This is a genomic window from Marinobacter sp. F4206 (genome assembly GCF_019392195.1).
Taxonomy (GTDB): domain Bacteria; phylum Pseudomonadota; class Gammaproteobacteria; order Pseudomonadales; family Oleiphilaceae; genus Marinobacter.
Map to the genome: position 1 here is coordinate 32,251 of NZ_JAHXKI010000003.1, position 18,055 is coordinate 50,305.

At 59.6% G+C, this 18,055-nt stretch carries 17 protein-coding genes; 11 read left to right on the forward strand and 6 right to left on the reverse strand.

What is annotated here, in order from left to right; genetic code table 11:
• Positions 1-162: 162 nt before the first annotated feature.
• On the forward strand, positions 163-1,080 hold the full coding sequence (gene lpxC / locus KZO34_RS13295; RefSeq protein WP_213479049.1) for a UDP-3-O-acyl-N-acetylglucosamine deacetylase: 918 nt from the start codon (positions 163-165) through the stop codon (positions 1,078-1,080).
• 11 nt (positions 1,081-1,091) lie between these two features.
• On the opposite strand, the gene KZO34_RS13300 is transcribed toward lpxC, so the two are convergent.
• Positions 1,092-1,538 (reverse strand): DciA family protein, encoded by a 447-nt coding sequence (locus KZO34_RS13300; protein WP_219477340.1) that lies wholly within the window; start codon positions 1,536-1,538, stop codon positions 1,092-1,094.
• Between the two features lie 232 nt (positions 1,539-1,770).
• Here KZO34_RS13300 and KZO34_RS13305 point away from each other — a divergent pair, with 232 nt between their 5' ends.
• From KZO34_RS13305 to ribA, 6 genes are all read left to right on the forward strand, one after another.
• A complete protein-coding gene (locus KZO34_RS13305) occupies positions 1,771-2,706 on the forward strand; it encodes a M23 family metallopeptidase (protein ID WP_257900426.1) in 936 nt (311 codons plus the stop codon).
• A 196-nt stretch (positions 2,707-2,902) separates the two neighbouring features.
• Positions 2,903-5,653 (forward strand): preprotein translocase subunit SecA, encoded by a 2,751-nt coding sequence (gene secA, locus KZO34_RS13310; protein ID WP_219477342.1) that lies wholly within the window; start codon positions 2,903-2,905, stop codon positions 5,651-5,653.
• Positions 5,654-5,759: 106 nt separating this feature from the next.
• Positions 5,760-6,977: a bifunctional glutamate N-acetyltransferase/amino-acid acetyltransferase ArgJ gene (gene argJ, locus KZO34_RS13315; protein ID WP_219477343.1), complete on the forward strand. Its 1,218-nt coding sequence runs from the start codon at positions 5,760-5,762 to the stop codon at positions 6,975-6,977.
• Positions 6,978-6,979: 2 nt separating this feature from the next.
• Positions 6,980-7,951 carry a Nudix family hydrolase gene (locus KZO34_RS13320; RefSeq protein WP_219477344.1) on the forward strand — a complete coding sequence of 324 codons (972 nt, stop codon included), beginning with the start codon at positions 6,980-6,982 and terminating at the stop codon, positions 7,949-7,951.
• 88 nt (positions 7,952-8,039) lie between these two features.
• Positions 8,040-8,522, forward strand: a complete 483-nt coding sequence (moaC, locus tag KZO34_RS13325; RefSeq protein ID WP_219477345.1) for a cyclic pyranopterin monophosphate synthase MoaC — start codon at positions 8,040-8,042, stop codon at positions 8,520-8,522.
• 141 nt (positions 8,523-8,663) lie between these two features.
• On the forward strand, positions 8,664-9,278 hold the full coding sequence (ribA, locus tag KZO34_RS13330; protein WP_219477346.1) for a GTP cyclohydrolase II: 615 nt from the start codon (positions 8,664-8,666) through the stop codon (positions 9,276-9,278).
• A gap of 67 nt (positions 9,279-9,345) precedes the next feature.
• On the opposite strand, the gene dxs is transcribed toward ribA, so the two are convergent.
• From dxs to KZO34_RS13350, 4 genes are all read right to left on the reverse strand, one after another.
• Complete coding sequence (gene dxs / locus KZO34_RS13335; RefSeq protein WP_219477347.1) at positions 9,346-11,277, reverse strand: 1-deoxy-D-xylulose-5-phosphate synthase; 1,932 nt, start codon at positions 11,275-11,277, stop codon at positions 9,346-9,348.
• Positions 11,278-11,409: 132 nt separating this feature from the next.
• Positions 11,410-12,306, reverse strand: a complete 897-nt coding sequence (locus tag KZO34_RS13340) for a polyprenyl synthetase family protein (protein WP_219477348.1) — start codon at positions 12,304-12,306, stop codon at positions 11,410-11,412.
• Positions 12,306-12,560: an exodeoxyribonuclease VII small subunit gene (locus KZO34_RS13345; protein WP_219477349.1), complete on the reverse strand. Its 255-nt coding sequence runs from the start codon at positions 12,558-12,560 to the stop codon at positions 12,306-12,308. Before KZO34_RS13345 ends, KZO34_RS13340 begins: the two co-directional genes overlap by 1 nt.
• A 55-nt stretch (positions 12,561-12,615) precedes the next feature.
• A complete protein-coding gene (locus KZO34_RS13350) occupies positions 12,616-13,389 on the reverse strand; it encodes an NRDE family protein (protein ID WP_219477350.1) in 774 nt (257 codons plus the stop codon).
• Positions 13,390-13,478: 89 nt separating this feature from the next.
• On the opposite strand from KZO34_RS13350, the gene KZO34_RS13355 reads away from it, so the two are divergent.
• Genes KZO34_RS13355 through KZO34_RS13370 form a run of 4 tightly spaced genes read left to right on the forward strand, consistent with a single transcriptional unit; the run spans position 13,479 to position 16,481 of the window.
• The gene (locus KZO34_RS13355; RefSeq protein ID WP_219477832.1) at positions 13,479-14,276 is read left to right on the forward strand and encodes a sulfite exporter TauE/SafE family protein; all 798 of its coding nucleotides are present in this window, start codon (positions 13,479-13,481) and stop codon (positions 14,274-14,276) included.
• A gap of 10 nt (positions 14,277-14,286) precedes the next feature.
• Entirely contained in the window at positions 14,287-15,075 is a 789-nt protein-coding gene (lgt, locus tag KZO34_RS13360) for a prolipoprotein diacylglyceryl transferase (RefSeq protein ID WP_219477351.1), read from the forward strand.
• Positions 15,072-15,911 (forward strand): thymidylate synthase, encoded by an 840-nt coding sequence (locus KZO34_RS13365; RefSeq protein ID WP_219477352.1) that lies wholly within the window; start codon positions 15,072-15,074, stop codon positions 15,909-15,911. Before lgt ends, KZO34_RS13365 begins: the two co-directional genes overlap by 4 nt.
• A gap of 60 nt (positions 15,912-15,971) precedes the next feature.
• Positions 15,972-16,481: a dihydrofolate reductase gene (locus tag KZO34_RS13370; protein ID WP_219477353.1), complete on the forward strand. Its 510-nt coding sequence runs from the start codon at positions 15,972-15,974 to the stop codon at positions 16,479-16,481.
• On the opposite strand, the gene KZO34_RS13375 is transcribed toward KZO34_RS13370, so the two are convergent.
• Positions 16,478-17,992 carry a DEAD/DEAH box helicase gene (locus KZO34_RS13375; protein ID WP_219477354.1) on the reverse strand — a complete coding sequence of 505 codons (1,515 nt, stop codon included), beginning with the start codon at positions 17,990-17,992 and terminating at the stop codon, positions 16,478-16,480. The two genes, KZO34_RS13370 and KZO34_RS13375, sit on opposite strands and share 4 nt — an antisense overlap.
• Between the last annotated feature and the right edge of the window lie 63 nt (positions 17,993-18,055).

Here is an 18,055-nt window from a genome sequence, read left to right on the forward strand (position 1 = left end):
AACCTTTAATGCGGAAAAACGTGCACTGTTTACCGAACGTTGGCTTATTGTAAATTTGACGCAAAGCCAGGCTGGCTAAATGGTACTCAGTATTTCTTTCTGATATTCTCCGGGCAGATTTTTGCTCAGAATATCGACAATTTGTGACGGAATAATGAACCGATGATCAGACAACGGACACTAAAAAACACTATCCGTGCAACGGGTGTGGGGCTGCACTCAGGAGAGAAGGTTTACCTGACCCTGAAGCCCGCGCCGGTTGACTCGGGAATCATCTTCCGGAGGACCGATCTGGACCCAATGGTCGAGATTCGTGCCTGCGCGGAAAATGTGGGTGAGACCATGCTGTCCACGACGCTGGTAAAAGACGGTGTCCGGGTGGCAACAGTTGAACATTTGCTGTCAGCCATGGCTGGTCTCGGTATCGACAACTGTTTTGTGGAACTCAGTGCTGCTGAGGTGCCGATCATGGATGGTTCTGCTGGACCGTTTGTGTTTCTGCTCCAGTCTGCCGGTATTGCCGAGCAGGAAGCGGCCAAGCGCTTTATCCGCATCAAGCGCGAAGTGACCATTGAAGAAGACGACAAGAAGGCGACCTTCCTGCCGTTCGAAGGCTTCAAGGTCAGTTTCGGCATTGATTTTGACCACCCGGTCTTCAAGGGGCGTGCCCAGACCGCAACCGTCGACTTTTCAAGCACCTCCTTCGTCAAGGAAGTGAGTCGCGCCCGGACCTTCGGGTTCATGCGTGATATCGAGAAGCTGCGGGCGATGAATCTGGCACTGGGTGGCAGCGTGGATAACGCGATCGTGGTTGATGACTACAAGATTCTTAACGAAGACGGTCTTCGTTACGATGATGAGTTCGTCAAACACAAGGTGCTGGACGCCATCGGCGACCTGTACCTGCTTGGCAACAGCCTGATTGGTGAGTTCCGCGGTATCAAGTCCGGTCACGACCTGAACAATAAGCTGCTGCGCAAGCTCAGGGCGGAAGAGGATGCATGGGAAGTGGTCACGTTTGATGACGAAGCTACAGCGCCCATCTCCTATATGAAACCTGTGCTGGCGGCCCAGGCTTAAGGCGGGACGCCTTAATCCCGGACGTGGCTTGCGAGTTTTTCGAGAACCTCGCGCAGTTTTTTATCCTTCGTGTGCCCGGCTTCCTCTTTGAGGAGCCGGGCATTTTCGTTGCTGAGCGGCGCTTTTTTGAAGGTCGGTTTGTCCTGAAATCGGGGCGGGGCAACCTTCACTTTCAGCTTCCAGACGAAGCGGAACAGCTCATGCTCCCGAACCTTTTCCATGATCTCGTGTTGGCGAAAACGGATCTGACTGGCTTTGCCCGCGTTTTCCGCTGACAGGACCAGTTCGCCTTCCCGGCAACTGACAAACCGGGTGCCGGCGGCAAGTGCTGGCGGTACGGCAGCCAATACCTGCTCTTCCGCCTGGCGGTGAAGTTCCGCTTTGGCGACAAGGTCCTTCAGAACCGGTGTGCCACCGAGTTTGTCGAAGCTCAATTTCTGATCACTTTTTCGCTTCATTGACGTGCGCTCACTCGACGAGTTCGGTTACGATTGGTTACACTTCGGCACGGTTTGTGCGTAGTGCCTGTATTAGACTCGTTTTACATTGTGGAAACTCAGTATGTCTACCCGGGCGCTGCGACTTTCAAGTACGTAGTTGTTGTCATGGACGGCAAGCCCACTCGGAAACTTCCGGGGCGCAACACTACAGGAACCAGGTTGCGGCTCAACGATGAAACCAGATGACGATATGAACATTATCCTTGTTGGCAAGCACCATGGGAAATCCCGTGTGGTGGCCTTGAACGGCGCCGTTGCCGTCGGCCTGATTTTTCTCGTGCTTGCCTTGCTCGGTTCAGCCGGCTGGGCGGGCTACCAGGTCGCCATCAGCAAAGTCGAATCAACGAAGCCGACCCCGTCTGGTCTGGTTGCCCACTGGCAGGCGCGTCTGAATGAGCAGAAATCGGAGCTGGCCGCGGTTGAGCAGGAAGTCCAGCAGCAAATTGACGCTCTCACCCTTCGTCTCGGGGAAATGCAGGGGCGCCTGCTTCGGCTAGATGCTCTGGGGCAACGATTTGTTGAATCCGGGCTGGTCGCCAGCGAAGAGTTTAACTTTGAGGAACCCGCGGCTGTCGGTGGTCCGGAGGGTAGTACTGCGAAAGAATCGTTTACCGTGCCTGGTCTCACCGCCATGATCCGGCGCCTCGAGGTTCAGTTGGAAGACCGTGAACAGCAGCTGCGCCTGCTGGACAAGCTCGCCTCCCGGCAGAAGCTGGAGGAGGAGATGTTTGTCGAGGGGCGGCCCATTACCTGGGGCTGGCTATCCTCGAAGTACGGGTATCGGTCCGATCCTTTCAATGGTAAGCGGACCTGGCACGACGGTGTTGACCTCGCGGGCAAGGACGGCAGCGATATCATTTCGGTGGCTGGCGGTGTTGTAACTTGGGCCGGAGATCGTTATGGCTACGGCAATCTGGTGGAAATTGATCATGGTGATGGCCTGGTCACCCGTTACGGCCACTGTAAGACCGTGAAGGTCAAGGTCGGCGATGTCGTCCAGAAAGGGCAGGTGGTTGCCCTGATGGGCAGTACGGGGCGGTCTACCGGTCCCCATGTGCATTTCGAGGTTCTGGACAACGGACGCTCGAAGGATCCTGTAAAATACATTGCGCGGTCGAGCAACTGAGCGCGATTTCACTCCGGTTATCCTGCCTTTTATCTGAGTTCCGTTGCCGCTGGTGTTGTCCTGAGTCACACTGGCCGGCGGCCGGGGCATCAATAAGTTATCCCAAACTCCGCGGCTGTGAGGCCTGCCTTTTGTCCTGTCGCGAAATAAGGTTAGAATGCCGGCTTCCTCCGTTTAATCAAAGAAGCAGTGGTCTATGTTCACAAAGCTTGCAACCAAGATGTTCGGCAGTAAAAATGCCAGAGAAATCAAGCGTATGCGTAAGTCGGTGTCGCGCATAAACGAACTTGAGGAACAATTTGGCAATTTGTCCGACTCCGAGCTGCAAGGCAAGACTGCTGAGTTCCGTCGTCGCATTGATGAAGGTGAGAGCCTGGAGGCGATCCTTCCGGAGGCATTTGCCACGGTCCGTGAGGCCAGCCGCCGGGTCATGGGCATGCGCCATTACGACGTCCAGTTGATCGGTGGTATTACCCTTCACGAGGGACATATCGCAGAGATGAAGACCGGTGAGGGCAAGACCCTGGTGGCGACCGCGTCAGTGTATCTCAATGCCCTGCCAGGCAAAGGTGTGCATGTTGTTACTGTCAACGATTACCTGGCGCGCCGGGATGCGGACTGGATGGGCAAGTTGTACCGGTTCCTGGGCTTGCAGGTCGGGGTCGTGGCTTCTGGCCAGCCGCAGGAGGAAAAACGTTCCGCCTACCAGGCCGATATCACCTACGGTACCAATAACGAGTTCGGCTTTGATTATCTCCGTGACAACATGGCGTTCAGCACTGAGGACAAGGTGCAGCGTGGCCTTAATTACGCGATCGTCGATGAAGTCGACTCGATTCTGATCGATGAGGCGCGTACGCCGCTGATCATCTCCGGTGCGGCTGAAGACAGCTCCAAGCTCTACAAGGCCATCAACGAACTGATTCCGAACCTGGAAAAGGGTGAAGTGCCGGAAGAGGGCGAGCCGACCGGTGACTTCACCATTGATGAAAAGTCCCGTCAGGTCGAATTGACCGAGGCGGGTCACGAAAGGGTTGAGGAATTGCTGCTCAACCAGGGCCTGCTGGCTGAAGGCGAGAGCCTGTATTCCGCCGCCAATCTCAGTTTGCTGCACCATGTGCATTCGGCGCTGCGCGCCCACCACTTGTTCCAGAAAGACGTGGATTACATCGTCCAGGGCGGACAGGTGGTTATCGTGGATGAACACACCGGCCGGACCATGCCTGGCCGTCGCTGGAGTGAGGGCCTGCACCAGGCGGTCGAGGCCAAGGAAGGGGTTAATATTCAGGCCGAGAGCCAGACCCTGGCCTCCACCACCTTCCAGAACTATTTCCGTCTGTACGACAAGCTTGCGGGCATGACCGGTACCGCTGATACCGAGGCCTTTGAGTTCCGTCAGATCTACGGCCTCGACGTGGTGGTGATTCCGCCCAACAAGCCGATCCAGCGTATCGACTACAATGACCTCATCTACCTGACTCAGGAAGAAAAGTTTCACGCTATCATTGACGAGATCAAGGATGTAACGACCGAAGGTCGCCCCATCCTCGTTGGTACGGCTTCCATCGAAGCGTCAGAACTCCTGTCGATGCTGCTGAAGAAGGCGCGAATCGATCACAAGATCCTGAACGCCAAACAGCATGATTCCGAAGCCCTGATTATTGCCCAGGCCGGTCGCCCCGGCGCGGTGACCATCGCCACCAACATGGCTGGTCGTGGTACCGACATTGTGCTGGGCGGTAACTGGGAATTTGAAGTTGCCGACATGGAGAATCCGAGCGAGGAAGACGTCGCGAAGATTAAGGCCGAATGGACCGAGCGCCACAATCAGGTGCTGGACGCCGGCGGCCTGCACATCATCGGCACCGAAAGGCACGAATCCCGCCGTATCGATAACCAGCTGCGCGGCCGTGCCGGGCGTCAGGGCGATCCTGGTTCTTCCCGTTTCTTCCTGTCCCTGGAAGACAACCTGATGCGCATTTTCGCGCCGGATCGGGTCAAGAGCCTGATGCAGGCCATGGGCATGAAGAAGGGTGAAGCCATCGAGCATCGCATGGTCACCAATGCCATCGAAAAATCCCAGCGTAAGGTCGAGGGTCGCAACTTCGACATGCGGAAAACCCTGCTGGAATACGACGACGTGGCCAACGATCAGCGCACGGTTATCTATGACCAGCGCAACGAGGTGATGTCGTCGGCCGACATCTCCGAGATGGTGGATACCATCCGGGCTGATGTGGTCGATACCCTGATCAGCGAGTACATTCCACCCCAGAGCATGCCGGAGCAGTGGGATGTTGCCGGCCTGGAAGCGCAGCTGCAGTCTGAGATGGCTCTGGAGCTGCCGGTGCAGAAATGGCTGGAGGAGGACAGCAACCTGTACGAGGAAAATCTCCGACAGAAGATTCTCGACGAGGTTGTGACCGCCTACAAGGCGAAAGAAGAAATCGCCGGCGCCGAGCCAATGCGCAAGTTTGAGAAGCAGGTGTTCCTGCAGGTGCTGGATACCCTTTGGAAAGAGCACCTTTCCAACATGGATCATCTGCGCCGCGGTATTCATTTGCGCGGTTATGCCCAGAAGAACCCCAAGCAGGAGTACAAGCGCGAAGCCTTTAACCTGTTTGAAGACATGCTTGAGACCATGAAGCGGGATGTCACCCGCGTGCTCTGTCATGTTCGGGTCCAGAGCCGTGAGGAAATGGAGGAAGTCGAGCGCCGTCGGAAACAGGAGCTTGAGCAGGAACTGGCCAAAGCTCGGCTGCGTCATGATCAGACCAGTGCGACGGCGGAGACACAGCGTGAGCGAGAAGGCCAGGGCCAGGGCGCACAGCAGCCTGCGGCTACGCCGGAAACCTTTGTCCGGCAGGAGCGCAAGGTCGGGCGCAATGAGCCGTGTCCGTGCGGGTCCGGCAAGAAGTACAAACAGTGTCATGGCAAGGTCAGCTGACCGCCGACACTGAGCCGAAGTCCAAGACCCGCAACCTGAAACCGTCAGGCTGCGGGTTTTTACGTTTTGAATTGCCTGTTCCAGGCGTTGTCAGAGGAGATGCAGGATGGCGGTAGGTCCCGGAACCTTGCCCGAATTTTTCCCGGTTGCCGGAGTCAGGCTGGGGATAGCCAGTGCCGGGATCAAAAAGCCCGGTCGAAAAGACGTCGTGGTGTTTGAGCTGGCGCCGGAAAGCCGTGTTGCCGGTATTTTTACCCGCAACCAGTTCTGCGCGGCACCCGTGACCTTGAGTCGCCGTCACCTGGCGCAGACGGCGCCGCGCTACCTGCTGATCAATACCGGTAATGCCAATGCCGGTACCGGCGAGCGGGGAATGGCCGATGCCATTGCCTGCTGTGATGCCCTGGCTGAAAAGGCCGGCGTGAGCACGGCCGAGGTGCTGCCCTTTTCCACCGGCGTGATCGGCGAGCCATTGCCTGTGGCGAAGATCACCCGCGCGCTTCCAGAAGCGCTGGCGAGCACCCATGAAAATCTCTGGGCCGAGGCGGCCAGTGGCATCATGACCACGGATACCCGCCCAAAGGGCGCGTCTCGTCAGCTGGATCTCGATGGTCATACCGTGACCATATCCGGCATCAGCAAGGGCGCCGGCATGATTCGCCCGAACATGGCTACCATGCTTGGCTTCATCGCGACCGATGCCCGAATTGAGCCCGGCCTGTTGCAGACCCTGGCATCAGAGCTTGGTGAAAAATCCTTCAATCGAATTACCATCGACGGTGACACGTCGACCAACGACTGCTGCATGCTGATGGCCAGCGGTCAGTATGACGGGCCGGAGATCAGCGTCGACAGCCCGACGCTGCCGAAACTTCGGGTGGCGCTGGAGCAAGTATACCTGGAGCTGGCCCATGCCATTGTCCGGGACGGTGAAGGCGCCACCAAGTTTGTCACCATTGAGGTCAGCGGCGCCGCTGACCAGCAGGAGGCGCTCGACGTCGCCTACACGGTTGCACATTCTCCTTTGGTGAAGACGGCGCTGTTTGCGTCGGACCCCAATTGGGGCCGGATTCTGGCGGCGGTCGGGCGGGCCGGGGTTCCCGACCTGGACCTTGATGCCCTGGAAATTTTCCTGGGCGATGTCTGTCTGGTCCGACATGGCGGGCGAGCCGAAGACTACTCGGAAGAGCGGGGGCAGGCGGTGATGGACCGGGAGGACATCACCATCGCCATCGACCTGAAACGGGGCGACGTGGTGGAAACGGTATGGACTTGTGACTTTTCCCACGATTACGTCACCATCAACGCCGAGTACCGGACTTGAGCATGACCGAGGCAGTGGTTGCGGCCCGAGAGGTGCACGTCGCGGTGGCGGTGGTAATCCGTGATGGCAAGGTTCTGATTGCCCGGCGTCCGGATCATGTGCATCAGGGTGGGTTACTGGAGTTTCCCGGTGGCAAGGTTGAGCTGGATGAGACCGTGCAGCAGGCTCTGGTTCGAGAGATTGCGGAAGAAACGGGCCTTAGCGTACCCGAGGGATCCCTGGCGCCGGTTATCGGGATTCGTCATGACTATGGCGACAAGCGAGTGTTTCTGGACGTCTGGAGCACCCAGGATGCTCTCGGTGAGGCCGAGGGCCGTGAAGGCCAGCCGGTGGAGTGGGTGTGGCCGGATGAACTGCGCGATGAGGATTTTCCCGCTGCCAACCGTCCCATCATCCGGGCTCTGAGGTTGCCGCCGGTCCTGGCCATTACCGGTACTGTCGAGAATGTTGCTGAAGGCCTGTCGACGCTGCGAACATCACTGGCAAGGTTGTCGGGAGAAATGGTCGTTCTGCGCGCGACGAATCTGCCGGTTGCAGACTATCTGCAGCTGTCGAGGCAGGCGGTTTCGGTAGGCAGTGACGCCGGTGTTGGAGTGATTGTCCATGGTGCGCCCGCGTTATTCCGGGAAACCCCGGGTGCGGCCGGACTACACTTGCCCTGGCGACAAGCGGCCGGCCTGTCGGCCAGGCCGATTCCCGATGGCGCCTGGCTGGGAGTGTCCTGCCATGACGCGGGTCAGATTGCCCAGGCGACTGCGCTTGGGGCAGACTACGTTACCCTGGGTCCGGTCAAGCCGACGGCGACCCATCCGGAAGCCAGCGGGATCGGATGGGATGACTTCCGGTGCCTGGCCGCTGCCGCCCGGGTGCCGGTCTATGCCCTTGGCGGATTGGGGCCGGACGACATATTACGCGCCCGGGATGAGGGCGGACAGGGTGTCGCGGGTATCCGGTTCTGGTGGCCTGAAATCTGAGAGCGGGCGGCGGCATTGCCGGTTATCTCTGGTATGCTCGACATCCTGCAGTATCCATTCCCCGATTCAAGGCATTTCTGGAGACGTTGTGAGCAGACTGACGCATCTTGACGACAAGGGTGAGGCCCGCATGGTTGATGTGACCGAGAAAGCGGTCACCGAGCGAGAGGCCCGGGCCGAGGCCACCATCCGCATGGCACCGGCGACTCTGAGTATGATTGTTGATGGTGAGCATCCCAAGGGCGATGTGCTGGCAGTTGCCCGCATTGCGGGCATCATGGCCGCCAAGAAAACCCATGAGCTGATACCCTTGTGCCATTCGCTCAACCTGACCTCGGTAAAGGTGGAACTGACCCCCGGAAACGATGGCGCCTCCGTCCATATCCTGACCCGTTGCAAGCTCTCCGGTCAGACCGGTGTGGAAATGGAAGCGCTGACTGCTGCCAGCGTCGCCGCCCTGACCCTCTATGACATGTGCAAGGCGGTGGACCGCGGCATGGAAATAGGGGCAGTTCGCCTGCTCGAGAAGAAAGGCGGGCGCAGTGGTCATTGGGTGGCAGAAAGCTCCTGAGATCTAATCCGCGAGGATCGCCGGTACGTAAATCACCGATATCTCAGCATCATCGGAGGGGCTACAGTGCCGGGACTACGCCAAGCTGACGGCCGCGTGATAGAATGCGCGGCCCGATTGACTGAACCACGAGGAACGACTGTGGCTGTTCGTTACATCCAGACCTGCCGGTTGCCGACCCCGTTCGGGGTTTTTGACATGCACGGCTTTGAAGAACCGGACACTGGCAAAGAGCACGTGGCCCTGACCCTGGGTGACTTGAACAGCACCGAACCCATGCTTGCCCGCACCCACTCTGAGTGCCTGACGGGGGATGCCCTCTACAGCATGCGGTGTGACTGCGGCTATCAGCTTGAAGAGGCTCTTCGCAGCATTGCCCGAGAGGGCCGGGGCATCCTCATGTACCTGCGCCAGGAAGGGCGGGGTATCGGGCTGCTTAACAAGATTCGCGCTTACCATCTCCAGGACCAGGGGGCCGATACCGTCGAAGCCAATGAAAAGCTGGGTTTTGCGGCGGATCTTCGGGATTACAGCATGTGTAAGGACATGCTGGAGCATCTCGGCATCAAGAGCCTGAGACTGATGACCAACAATCCGCGCAAGGTGAAAGCCTTGACCTCCTACGGTATCGATATTGCCGAGCGGGTGCCGCTGCACGTGGGCCGGAACCCCCACAACGAGCATTACCTGGACACCAAACAAAGCAAGCTCGGTCACTGGCTGGAGACTCATCAGGACGACGACCCTGAAGGGTGAAGCATTGCGTTTGTCAGACATAAAAAAGCCCGCCAACTGGCGGGCTTTTTTATGTCTGGCGCTGGAGCTATTTAACCGCCTTCAGGCGCTGACGCTGCAAGCGTTCCATCCGTTCTTCAATAGCGACCCGAATGCCGTCGGCGTCGAGGCCGCAGTCGTGGAGCAGTTCACCGTGCTTACCATGATCGATGAAGGCGTCGGGCAGCCCCAGTTGCAGGACCGGCATCGTCACCTCGCAGCGACTCAGGAACTCGGTCACGGCGCTGCCCGCACCACCGGCAATGGCGTTCTCCTCGAGGGTCACCAGCAGCTCATGTTGCTCCGCCAGTGCCAGCACCATCTCTTCATCCAGCGGTTTCACGAATCGCATGTCCGCCACGGTGGCTCCTAATGCCTCGGCAGCCTCCAGTGCGGGAGCCAGCAGGGTGCCAAAGTTCAGGATGGCAATGTCGCCGCCTTCCCGAATCAGCCGCCCCTTGCCGATGGTAAGCGCCTGCAGCTCCTGTTCGATCCGGACGCCGGGGCCAGTGCCGCGAGGGTAGCGCACCGCCGCCGGGCCACTGATCATCAGGCCGGTATGCAGTAGCTGTCGGGTTTCATTCTCATCGGAGGGCGTCATCACCACCATATTCGGAATGCAGCGAAGGTAGCTGATGTCGAAGGCGCCCGCGTGAGTGGGACCATCCTCGCCCACCAGGCCGGCCCGGTCGATCGCGAAAAGCACATCCAGGTTCTGGATGGCAACGTCGTGGATCAGCTGGTCATAGCCCCGCTGCAGAAAGGTGGAATAGATCGCCACCACGGGTTTTGCACCATCACAGGCTAGGCCCGCCGCCAGGGTGACCGAATGCTGTTCGGCAATGGCGACGTCGAAGTAGCGGTCCGGGAAGCGTTCGGAGAAGGCCAGCAGGTCCGAGCCTTCACACATGGCCGGAGTGATGCCCACAACCCGTTCGTCCTGCGCTGCCGCATCACACAGCCATTGGCCAAAGATGTTGGCGTACTTTGGCTTGGTCGGCTTGGGTTTGATCGGTTCCGGTTTGCTGGGAGGTACCGGTTCAATCTTGTTAATGGCATGGTAACCAATGGGATCCGCCTCCGCGGGGGCGAAGCCTTTACCCTTGGTGGTCACCACGTGCAGAAACTGTGGGCCCTCCAGCTCCCGAATGTTTTCCAGGGTTTCCACCAGCAGCGGCAGGTCGTGGCCATCAATCGGGCCGATGTAATTGAAACCAAGCTCTTCGAACAGGGTGCCGGGCGCGATCATGCCCTTGAAGTGCTCTTCCGTCTTCTTGGCCAGTGCCATCAGGTGAGGGGTGCCCTGAAGCACCTTCTTGCTGCTGTCCCGAACCTGGTTATAGGTCCGGCTGGAGAGCAGCTTGGCAAAGTAATTGGACAGGCCTCCGACGTTGTGGGAGATCGACATGTCGTTGTCATTCAGAATCACCAGCATATCGGCATGCAGGTGGCCGGCATGGTTCAGGGCTTCGAAGGCCATGCCTGCGGTCATGGCGCCGTCGCCGATCACGGCGATGCTCTTGCGACCGGTTTTCTGAAGGCGCGCGGCGATGGCCATGCCCAGTGCGGCGCTGATGGATGTGCTGGAATGGCCCACACCAAAGGTGTCGTACTCACTTTCGGCCCGCTTCGGGAATCCGGCCAGACCGTCTTTGCGACGGATCGTGCCCATCTGTTCCCGCCGGCCGGTCAGTATCTTGTGGGGATAGGCCTGATGGCCCACATCCCAGACCAGTCGGTCTTCCGGGGTGTTGAACACGTAATGCAGAGCAACGGTCAGTTCCAGTACGCCCAGCCCTGCGCCGAAATGGCCGCCGGTCTGACCGACCGACCACAGCAGAAACGCCCTGAGCTCCCTGGCCAGCTGGGTGAGCTGGTCAGCCGGCAGCTCTCGCAACTGAGCCGGTGAATCCATCCGGTCCAGCAGAGGCGTGTTGGGCCGCTGTGACGGAATTTCCTTGAAAATATAAGTGTCCTGCATCTGCTCGGGTCTTTTCCGGAATGTTCGGCAACTGCCTGGCATTATAGGGGAACAGGGGCGCCTGTTTCACACCAATCGGGCCAGTTGTTGCGAGATTGTTAAGCTCAGTGTGCGCCCTTCAGGCGCCGGGATTCAATGGGTTCGTGCCACCACGTAATCGGCCATGGCGCGCAGTGGATCCGCCTCTGGCCCAAAGTCCCTGAGGCTTTTCAGCGCACGCGCCAGCAACGCGGCCAAATGCTCACGAGCACCGTCCACGCCAAGCAGGGCCGGATAGGTGGGTTTGGCGCGGGCGGCGTCTGATCCCTGAGGCTTGCCAATAACCGCGGTATCACCTTCGATGTCCAGCAGGTCATCCTGCACCTGGAACGCCAACCCCAATGCCTTGGCATAAGTTGCCAGATTGTCCAGGGTTGATTTGGGCACTGAGGGAGCTGTCAGTGCACCCAGCTTTACACTGGCCTCGATCAGAGCGCCAGTCTTGTGCCGGTGCATGGTTTCGAGCTGGGCGAGTGACAGGGTTTTGCCAACGGATTCCAGATCAATGGCCTGGCCACCGACCATGCCGTAATGGCCGCTTGCCCCTGCCAGCTCGTGCACCATGGCGAGACGCGCGGCAGCGTCGATGTTGTCGTTTCCGGACAGGCAGCGGAACGCCAGCGCCTGGAGTGCGTCGCCGGCAAGAATGGCGGTGGCCTCGTCGAACGCGATGTGGGCGGTCGGTCGGCCCCGGCGCAATTCGTCATCGTCCATCGCGGGCAGGTCGTCATGGATCAGGGAGTAAGCATGGATCAGCTCCACCGCACAGGCGGGTGCCAGCGCCTCGTCACCTGTCTGGCCGGCGGCCTTGGCCGCCGCCAGGCACAGGGCCGGCCGAATCCGCTTGCCTCCGCCAAGCACACTGTACCGCATGGCGTCCTGCAGTCGCTCGGAAGCGGAGCCGTGCGCGAGGCAGCGCTCCAGTTCGGCGTCCACCCGGCCCCGGCAGGCCTCGAGGAAATCCAGCGCCAGCTTGTTCTGGTCAGTCATCAGTCGGCGTCGTCCGGCGTAAACGGTTGGGTTCCCAGGGTGCCATCGCTGTTCTGAACCAGTTGCTCGACCCTCTGTTCGGCATTTTTCAGTGCCTGTTGGCATTCCCGGGTAAGCTTTACGCCGCGTTCGAACGCGGTCAGAGACTGTTCGAGCGACAGCTCGCCCTGTTCCAGATTCCGCACGAGCGTTTCCAGTTCATCAAGGGACTTTTCAAAATCGGCAATGGATGTGGCGCCTTGTTCACTGGCCATCAGGGGCCCTCCGATCGGGTGGCAGAATTTCGCGGATTATATCAGAGCTTGTGGGCTATCGCTGCCAGTGGAACCGGCGGCAATGCTGAGGTTGTGCATTCGGCCCCCAGGTTTGTTCGCTAACCCGGACTTCACCGCGCCGGGAAACACTGACGACGGTGGTGGCGCGGGTCCCGTAGGCGTCGCCGACAATAAAGGGTGACGACAGGAAGCGCTCGGTCTCGATACCGATGCCGGTATCCGGCAGCAGGTTGTCCGGCGCCGGTGTTGTGTCCTGGAGCAGGGCAATCAGCTCCTGGTGTAACGCTTCCCCGTCACCGCTGGCGGATGCCACGGCGTCGCCCACGGCCTGCCGCAGGCGCAGCAGTTTGGGCCACGGCGTCTGCAGTAGATGATTACTCAGGCCATACACGCCGCGGTGAATGTCCCGCCCGGGATGGGCGTCCCGGTTGCTGTAATACCAACCCGAGGAGTCGCTCAGATGCACAAGGTTGAAACCCGCGTACTGCCCGGGTTTCGCAGCCAGGCTGGCTGCCAGGTCCGGGATCGGTTCCTCAAGGGCTCGCAAGGGCAGTTCCCCGCGACTGTGGCGGCCGTCTTCCGGTGTACCTTCGCGGACGTTGGTCACGGCGTTGACGGTGCCATCCCGAGATACCGCAAGCCAGGTGCCACCGGATTGAAGGTCCCGGCCGGCCAGTATCTGGGTGCCCCGAGCCGTCTCCCACCAGTCCATTGGCGCTGTCGGGCGGCGGAAAAACTCGTCCCGGTTAGCAGCTACCACCAGGGGGAAATGGCGACTCTGGCCAAGGGCAAAGGCAATAAGGCACATGGTGTCTCGCGACGCTCCTGGAGTTAATGAAGTTGGCAGTTGCGGTGTGTATCATACCAGCCTTGTTTCCCGGGGCTATGGACAAGGCGATGACCCTGATCTACGTATTTGCTTCCTATCTGGCGCTTGGTGCCCTGGCAGGCACGCTGGCGGGTCTGTTTGGCATCGGTGGCGGGCTGATTATTGTCCCGGTCCTGATATTCAGTTTCGGGCTCCAGGGCATCAGTCCTGAAGTGGCGGCCCACCTGGCGGTTGGCACGTCGCTGGCGACCATCGTGTTCACCTCCCTCAGCTCCATTCGCTCGCATCACAAGCACGAGGCTGTCCGCTGGGACATTTTCCGGCCCATGGCAGTAGGCATCGTGGTTGGTGCGGTGGTTGGCGCCTGGTCCGCGTCGCTGTTGAGCGGGCCGGCACTGGAACTGGTGATCGGGGTTTTCGTCATCGCGGTTGCCATCAAGATGCTGACCGGTGCTAACCCCAAACCCGGACGGGTGGTTCCGGGGCAGTCCGGTCTTGTTGCATCCGGAGGGATAATTGGCTGGGCCTCTGCCATTTTCGGGATCGGCGGTGGCACTCTGACGGTGCCCTACATGACCTGGTGCAATGTGCGAATGCAGCACGCGGTAGGTACGTCCGCAGCGTGCGGGTTACCCATTGCCGTCGCCGGTGCGCTGGGTAACGTCTGGACCGGGTGGGACAACCCCTACCTGCCAGAGTACAGCGTTGGCTTTATATACTTGCCTGCGCTGCTGGGTATTATTCTGACCAGCGTATTATTCGCCCGGGTAGGGGCGGCGCTGGCGCACCGGCTGGATGCCGCGGTGCTGAAACGAATTTTTGCCGTGGTCCTGCTTGTCGTGGGGCTTCGTTTCCTTCTGAGCTGAGAGGTTGTCGATGCTGCAGCATCCCCAAATTGATCCGGTGGCGATAGCCATCGGCCCGCTCAAGATTCACTGGTACGGCCTGACCTATCTGGTGGGCTTTGTGGCTGGTTGGTGGCTTGGGCGGTTGCGCACCCGCAAGCCCTGGTCGCCAATCAATGAAGAGCAGATGGGCGACCTGCTGTTCTACCTCGCCCTCGGGGTGATACTGGGTGGGCGCTTCGGCTATGTCATCTTCTATAATTTCGATGTTTTTCTGGCGGACCCTCTCTGGCTGCTCCGAGTCTGGGAGGGCGGTATGTCATTCCACGGCGGCCTTCTGGGTGTGATGTTCGCGATGTGGTGGTATGGCCGCAAAGTCGGCGCCGGTTTCTGGAAAATCGCCGACTTCGTGGCGCCCCTGGTTCCAGTGGGGCTCGGCGCAGGGCGCATTGGAAACTTCATTAACGGTGAACTCTGGGGCAAGCCGACGGATGTGTCGTGGGGAATGGTCTTCCCGACAGCGCCGGATGCTCTGGCCCGGCACCCCTCCCAGCTTTATCAGTTTGCCCTTGAGGGCGTTGCACTGTTCGTTATCCTGTGGTGGTTCTCCGCCAAGCCCAGGCCGAGGATGGCAGTATCCGGAATGTTTTTGATTTTCTACGGCATATTCCGGTTTATGGTTGAGTTCGTGCGCGAGCCGGATCCGCAGCTCGGCTACCTGGCGTTTGACTGGCTGACCATGGGACAAGTGCTGTCGATGCCGATGATTGTTGCGGGCGCCGCCCTGATGTTCATTGCTTACCGGAGAAACGCAGAATGAAGGCCTATCTCGACCTGATGCAGGATGTTGTCGATAACGGATTCGACAAGGGTGACCGGACCGGCGTTGGCACCCGATCCGTGTTCGGGCGCCAGATCCGTTTCAACCTCCAGGACGGCTTCCCCCTGGTCACCACCAAGAAAGTCCACGTGCGCAGTATCATTTGCGAATTACTCTGGTTCCTGAACGGCTCCACCGACAACACCTGGCTGAAAGAGCGCAAGGTGTCGATCTGGAATGAGTGGGCGCTGGACGATGGCGATCTGGGGCCGATTTACGGCAAACAATGGCGCAGCTGGCAGTGCCCGGATGGCCGCGTGGTCGACCAGATCAGTGAGGTGATTGAGCAGATTCGCACCAAGCCCAATTCCCGACGCCTCATTGTTTCCGCCTGGAATCCGGCCGAGCTTCCGGACGAGTCTATCGGTCCCCAGGAGAATGTGCGGGAAGGGCGCATGGCGCTGGCTCCCTGCCATTGTCTGTTCCAGTTCTACGTCGTGGACGGCAAGCTTTCATGCCAGCTATACCAACGCAGTGCTGACCTGTTCCTCGGTGTGCCGTTCAACATTGCTTCCTATGCCCTGCTGACGCACATGATTGCCCAGCAGTGTGATCTCGACGTCGGGGAATTCGTGCACACATTCGGCGATTGTCACCTGTACCAGAACCACCTGACCGACGACATCGTTTTCGAACAGCTCAGACGTGAACCGCGTGCCTTGCCCAGGCTGGTGATCAAGCGAAAGCCGGCATCGATCTTTGAATATGAGTTGGAAGATTTTGAGTTTGAAGGCTACGACCCTTACCCGGGGATCAAGGCACCGATTGCGATTTAAACTTCAGCAGGCTGTTTCTTCAGTCTGCCGCTTGCCAACTCCGAAGCAAGAGGACCCGAAATGAGGAAAGCCCTCATCGTCGCCATGTCCCGAAACCGGGTCATCGGCCGCAACAACAACCTCCCCTGGTACCTTCCGGGCGACCTGCGTTACTTCAAGCAGGCGACCATGGGCAAGCCCATCATCATGGGGCGCAAGACCTGGGACTCCATCGGTCGGCCATTGCCGGGCCGAATGAACGTTGTCATTTCGAGGAACCCCGACTGGGAGGCGCCAGCAGGAACTGTGGCGGCAACGTCATTGCAGGAGGCGTTGGTCAAGGCTGAGGCCCAGGCGGAACTGGAAGGTGGTGAAGAGGTGATGATCATCGGGGGTGGCCAGATCTATACCGAGGCGCTGCCGATGGTGGATCGAATGTATGTCACCCAGGTGCACGCAGAAGTGGACGGGGACGCATTTTTTCCGGAAGTGAACTGGGATCAGTGGGAAGAAATCGGACGGGAGGATTTCTCCGCGTCCGACAACAATCCGTACGACTATAGCTTCGTCGTCTACCAGCGCCAGGCTTAAGCCTGGCGAGGTGGGCGCTTTCCAGCAGGCTTGCCGCCCTTGCCGGGAGGCTTACCGCGACCGCCGGGGCCGCCCTTGCCCTTGGGTCCGCCTTTCTTGAAGCCGCCTTTCGGGCCCTTCCGGAACTCGCCCGGACGACCACCCTTGCGATCACGGCGGGGCGGGGTGGCAGAAACCACCGGCAGGGCTTCTGGCTGCTCCAGCGGCAGTGAACCCGGCTGCGCGGCTTCCATCCAGCACGCCAGGGCGCCGGCGACCATCGCCATATCCATGTCATTGCGCTCGGCAATTTCATCGAGCAGCGACATGGCCTTGGCCAGTTTCTTATCTTCCGCGAAGCCCAGCAATTGGGCTTCGAACTGCTGCTCCCGCATCTTCTTGAGATCGGTGGGTGACGGCAGTTCGTAGGCTTCCATCGGCGAATTGGTCGCTCGCTCAAGGGTCTTCAGCCAGCTGCGCTCCCGGGGCGTAACCAGCAGAATAGCCTTGCCTGTGCGCCCTGCGCGGCCAGTCCGGCCAACACGGTGGATGTAGGCTTCGGTATCGTAAGGCACATCGTAATTGATCACATGCGTGATGCGGGCGACGTCCAGGCCACGTGCGGCGACATCGGTGGCAATAATGATGTCCTTCTTGCCACGCTTCAGGTCTTCAACGGTTTGCTCCCGCTGGCGCTGGTTCAGATCGCCACTCAGGGGTGCGACGGCATGGCCCCGGGCCGACAGCTTTTCGGCCAGCATGGTGGTCTCGGCCTTGGTGCGCACGAAGATAATGGCAGCGTCAACCGGCTCCACTTCCAGAATGCGGGTGAGGGCGTCCAGCTTGCGCTCGGCATAGACCGGCAGCACGAATTGGGAAATCCGTTCAACGGTGCGGGTTTCGCTCGCAATTTTTACTTCGGTAGCATCGCGCAGGTAGGTCTGGGCGACCTTCTTGATCTGCGGCGGCATGGTGGCAGAGAACAGCGCGCGCTGGCAGTTGTCAGGCGTCTTGGCCAGGATTGCCTCGACATCGTCAATGAAGCCCATGCGAAGCATCTCGTCGGCTTCGTCCAGAACAAGGGCCTTGAGGCTGTCCAGTTTCAGCGTGCCCTTACGCAGGTGGTCGAGCATGCGTCCCGGAGTCCCAACAATCACCTGGGCGCCGCGCCGAAGGCCCTTGATCTGGGGATAGAAGTCCTGGCCGCCGTAAATGGGCAGCACATGAAACTGGCGGAATTTGCTGGCGTAGGTCGTGAAGGCCTCGGCGACCTGAATGGCCAGTTCCCGCGTGGGGGCCAGAACCAGAATCTGGGGCTCGGTCACGGACGCGTCAATTCGGCTCAGCAGCGGCAGGGCAAAGGCGGCGGTTTTGCCGGTACCTGTCTGGGCGACACCCAGCAGATGATTGCCGGCCAGCAGCGCGGGGATAGACTGAGCCTGAATAGGCGACGGTTTTTCATAGCCAACAGCGGTCACGGCTTCAAGTACGGCCGGATCCAGACCCAGTTCGGCAAAGGACATTTCTGACATTGATTTACTCGGAATTCGGGGGGTAAGGCATTGCCGGGCAATGCATGATGTGGCCGCATTATA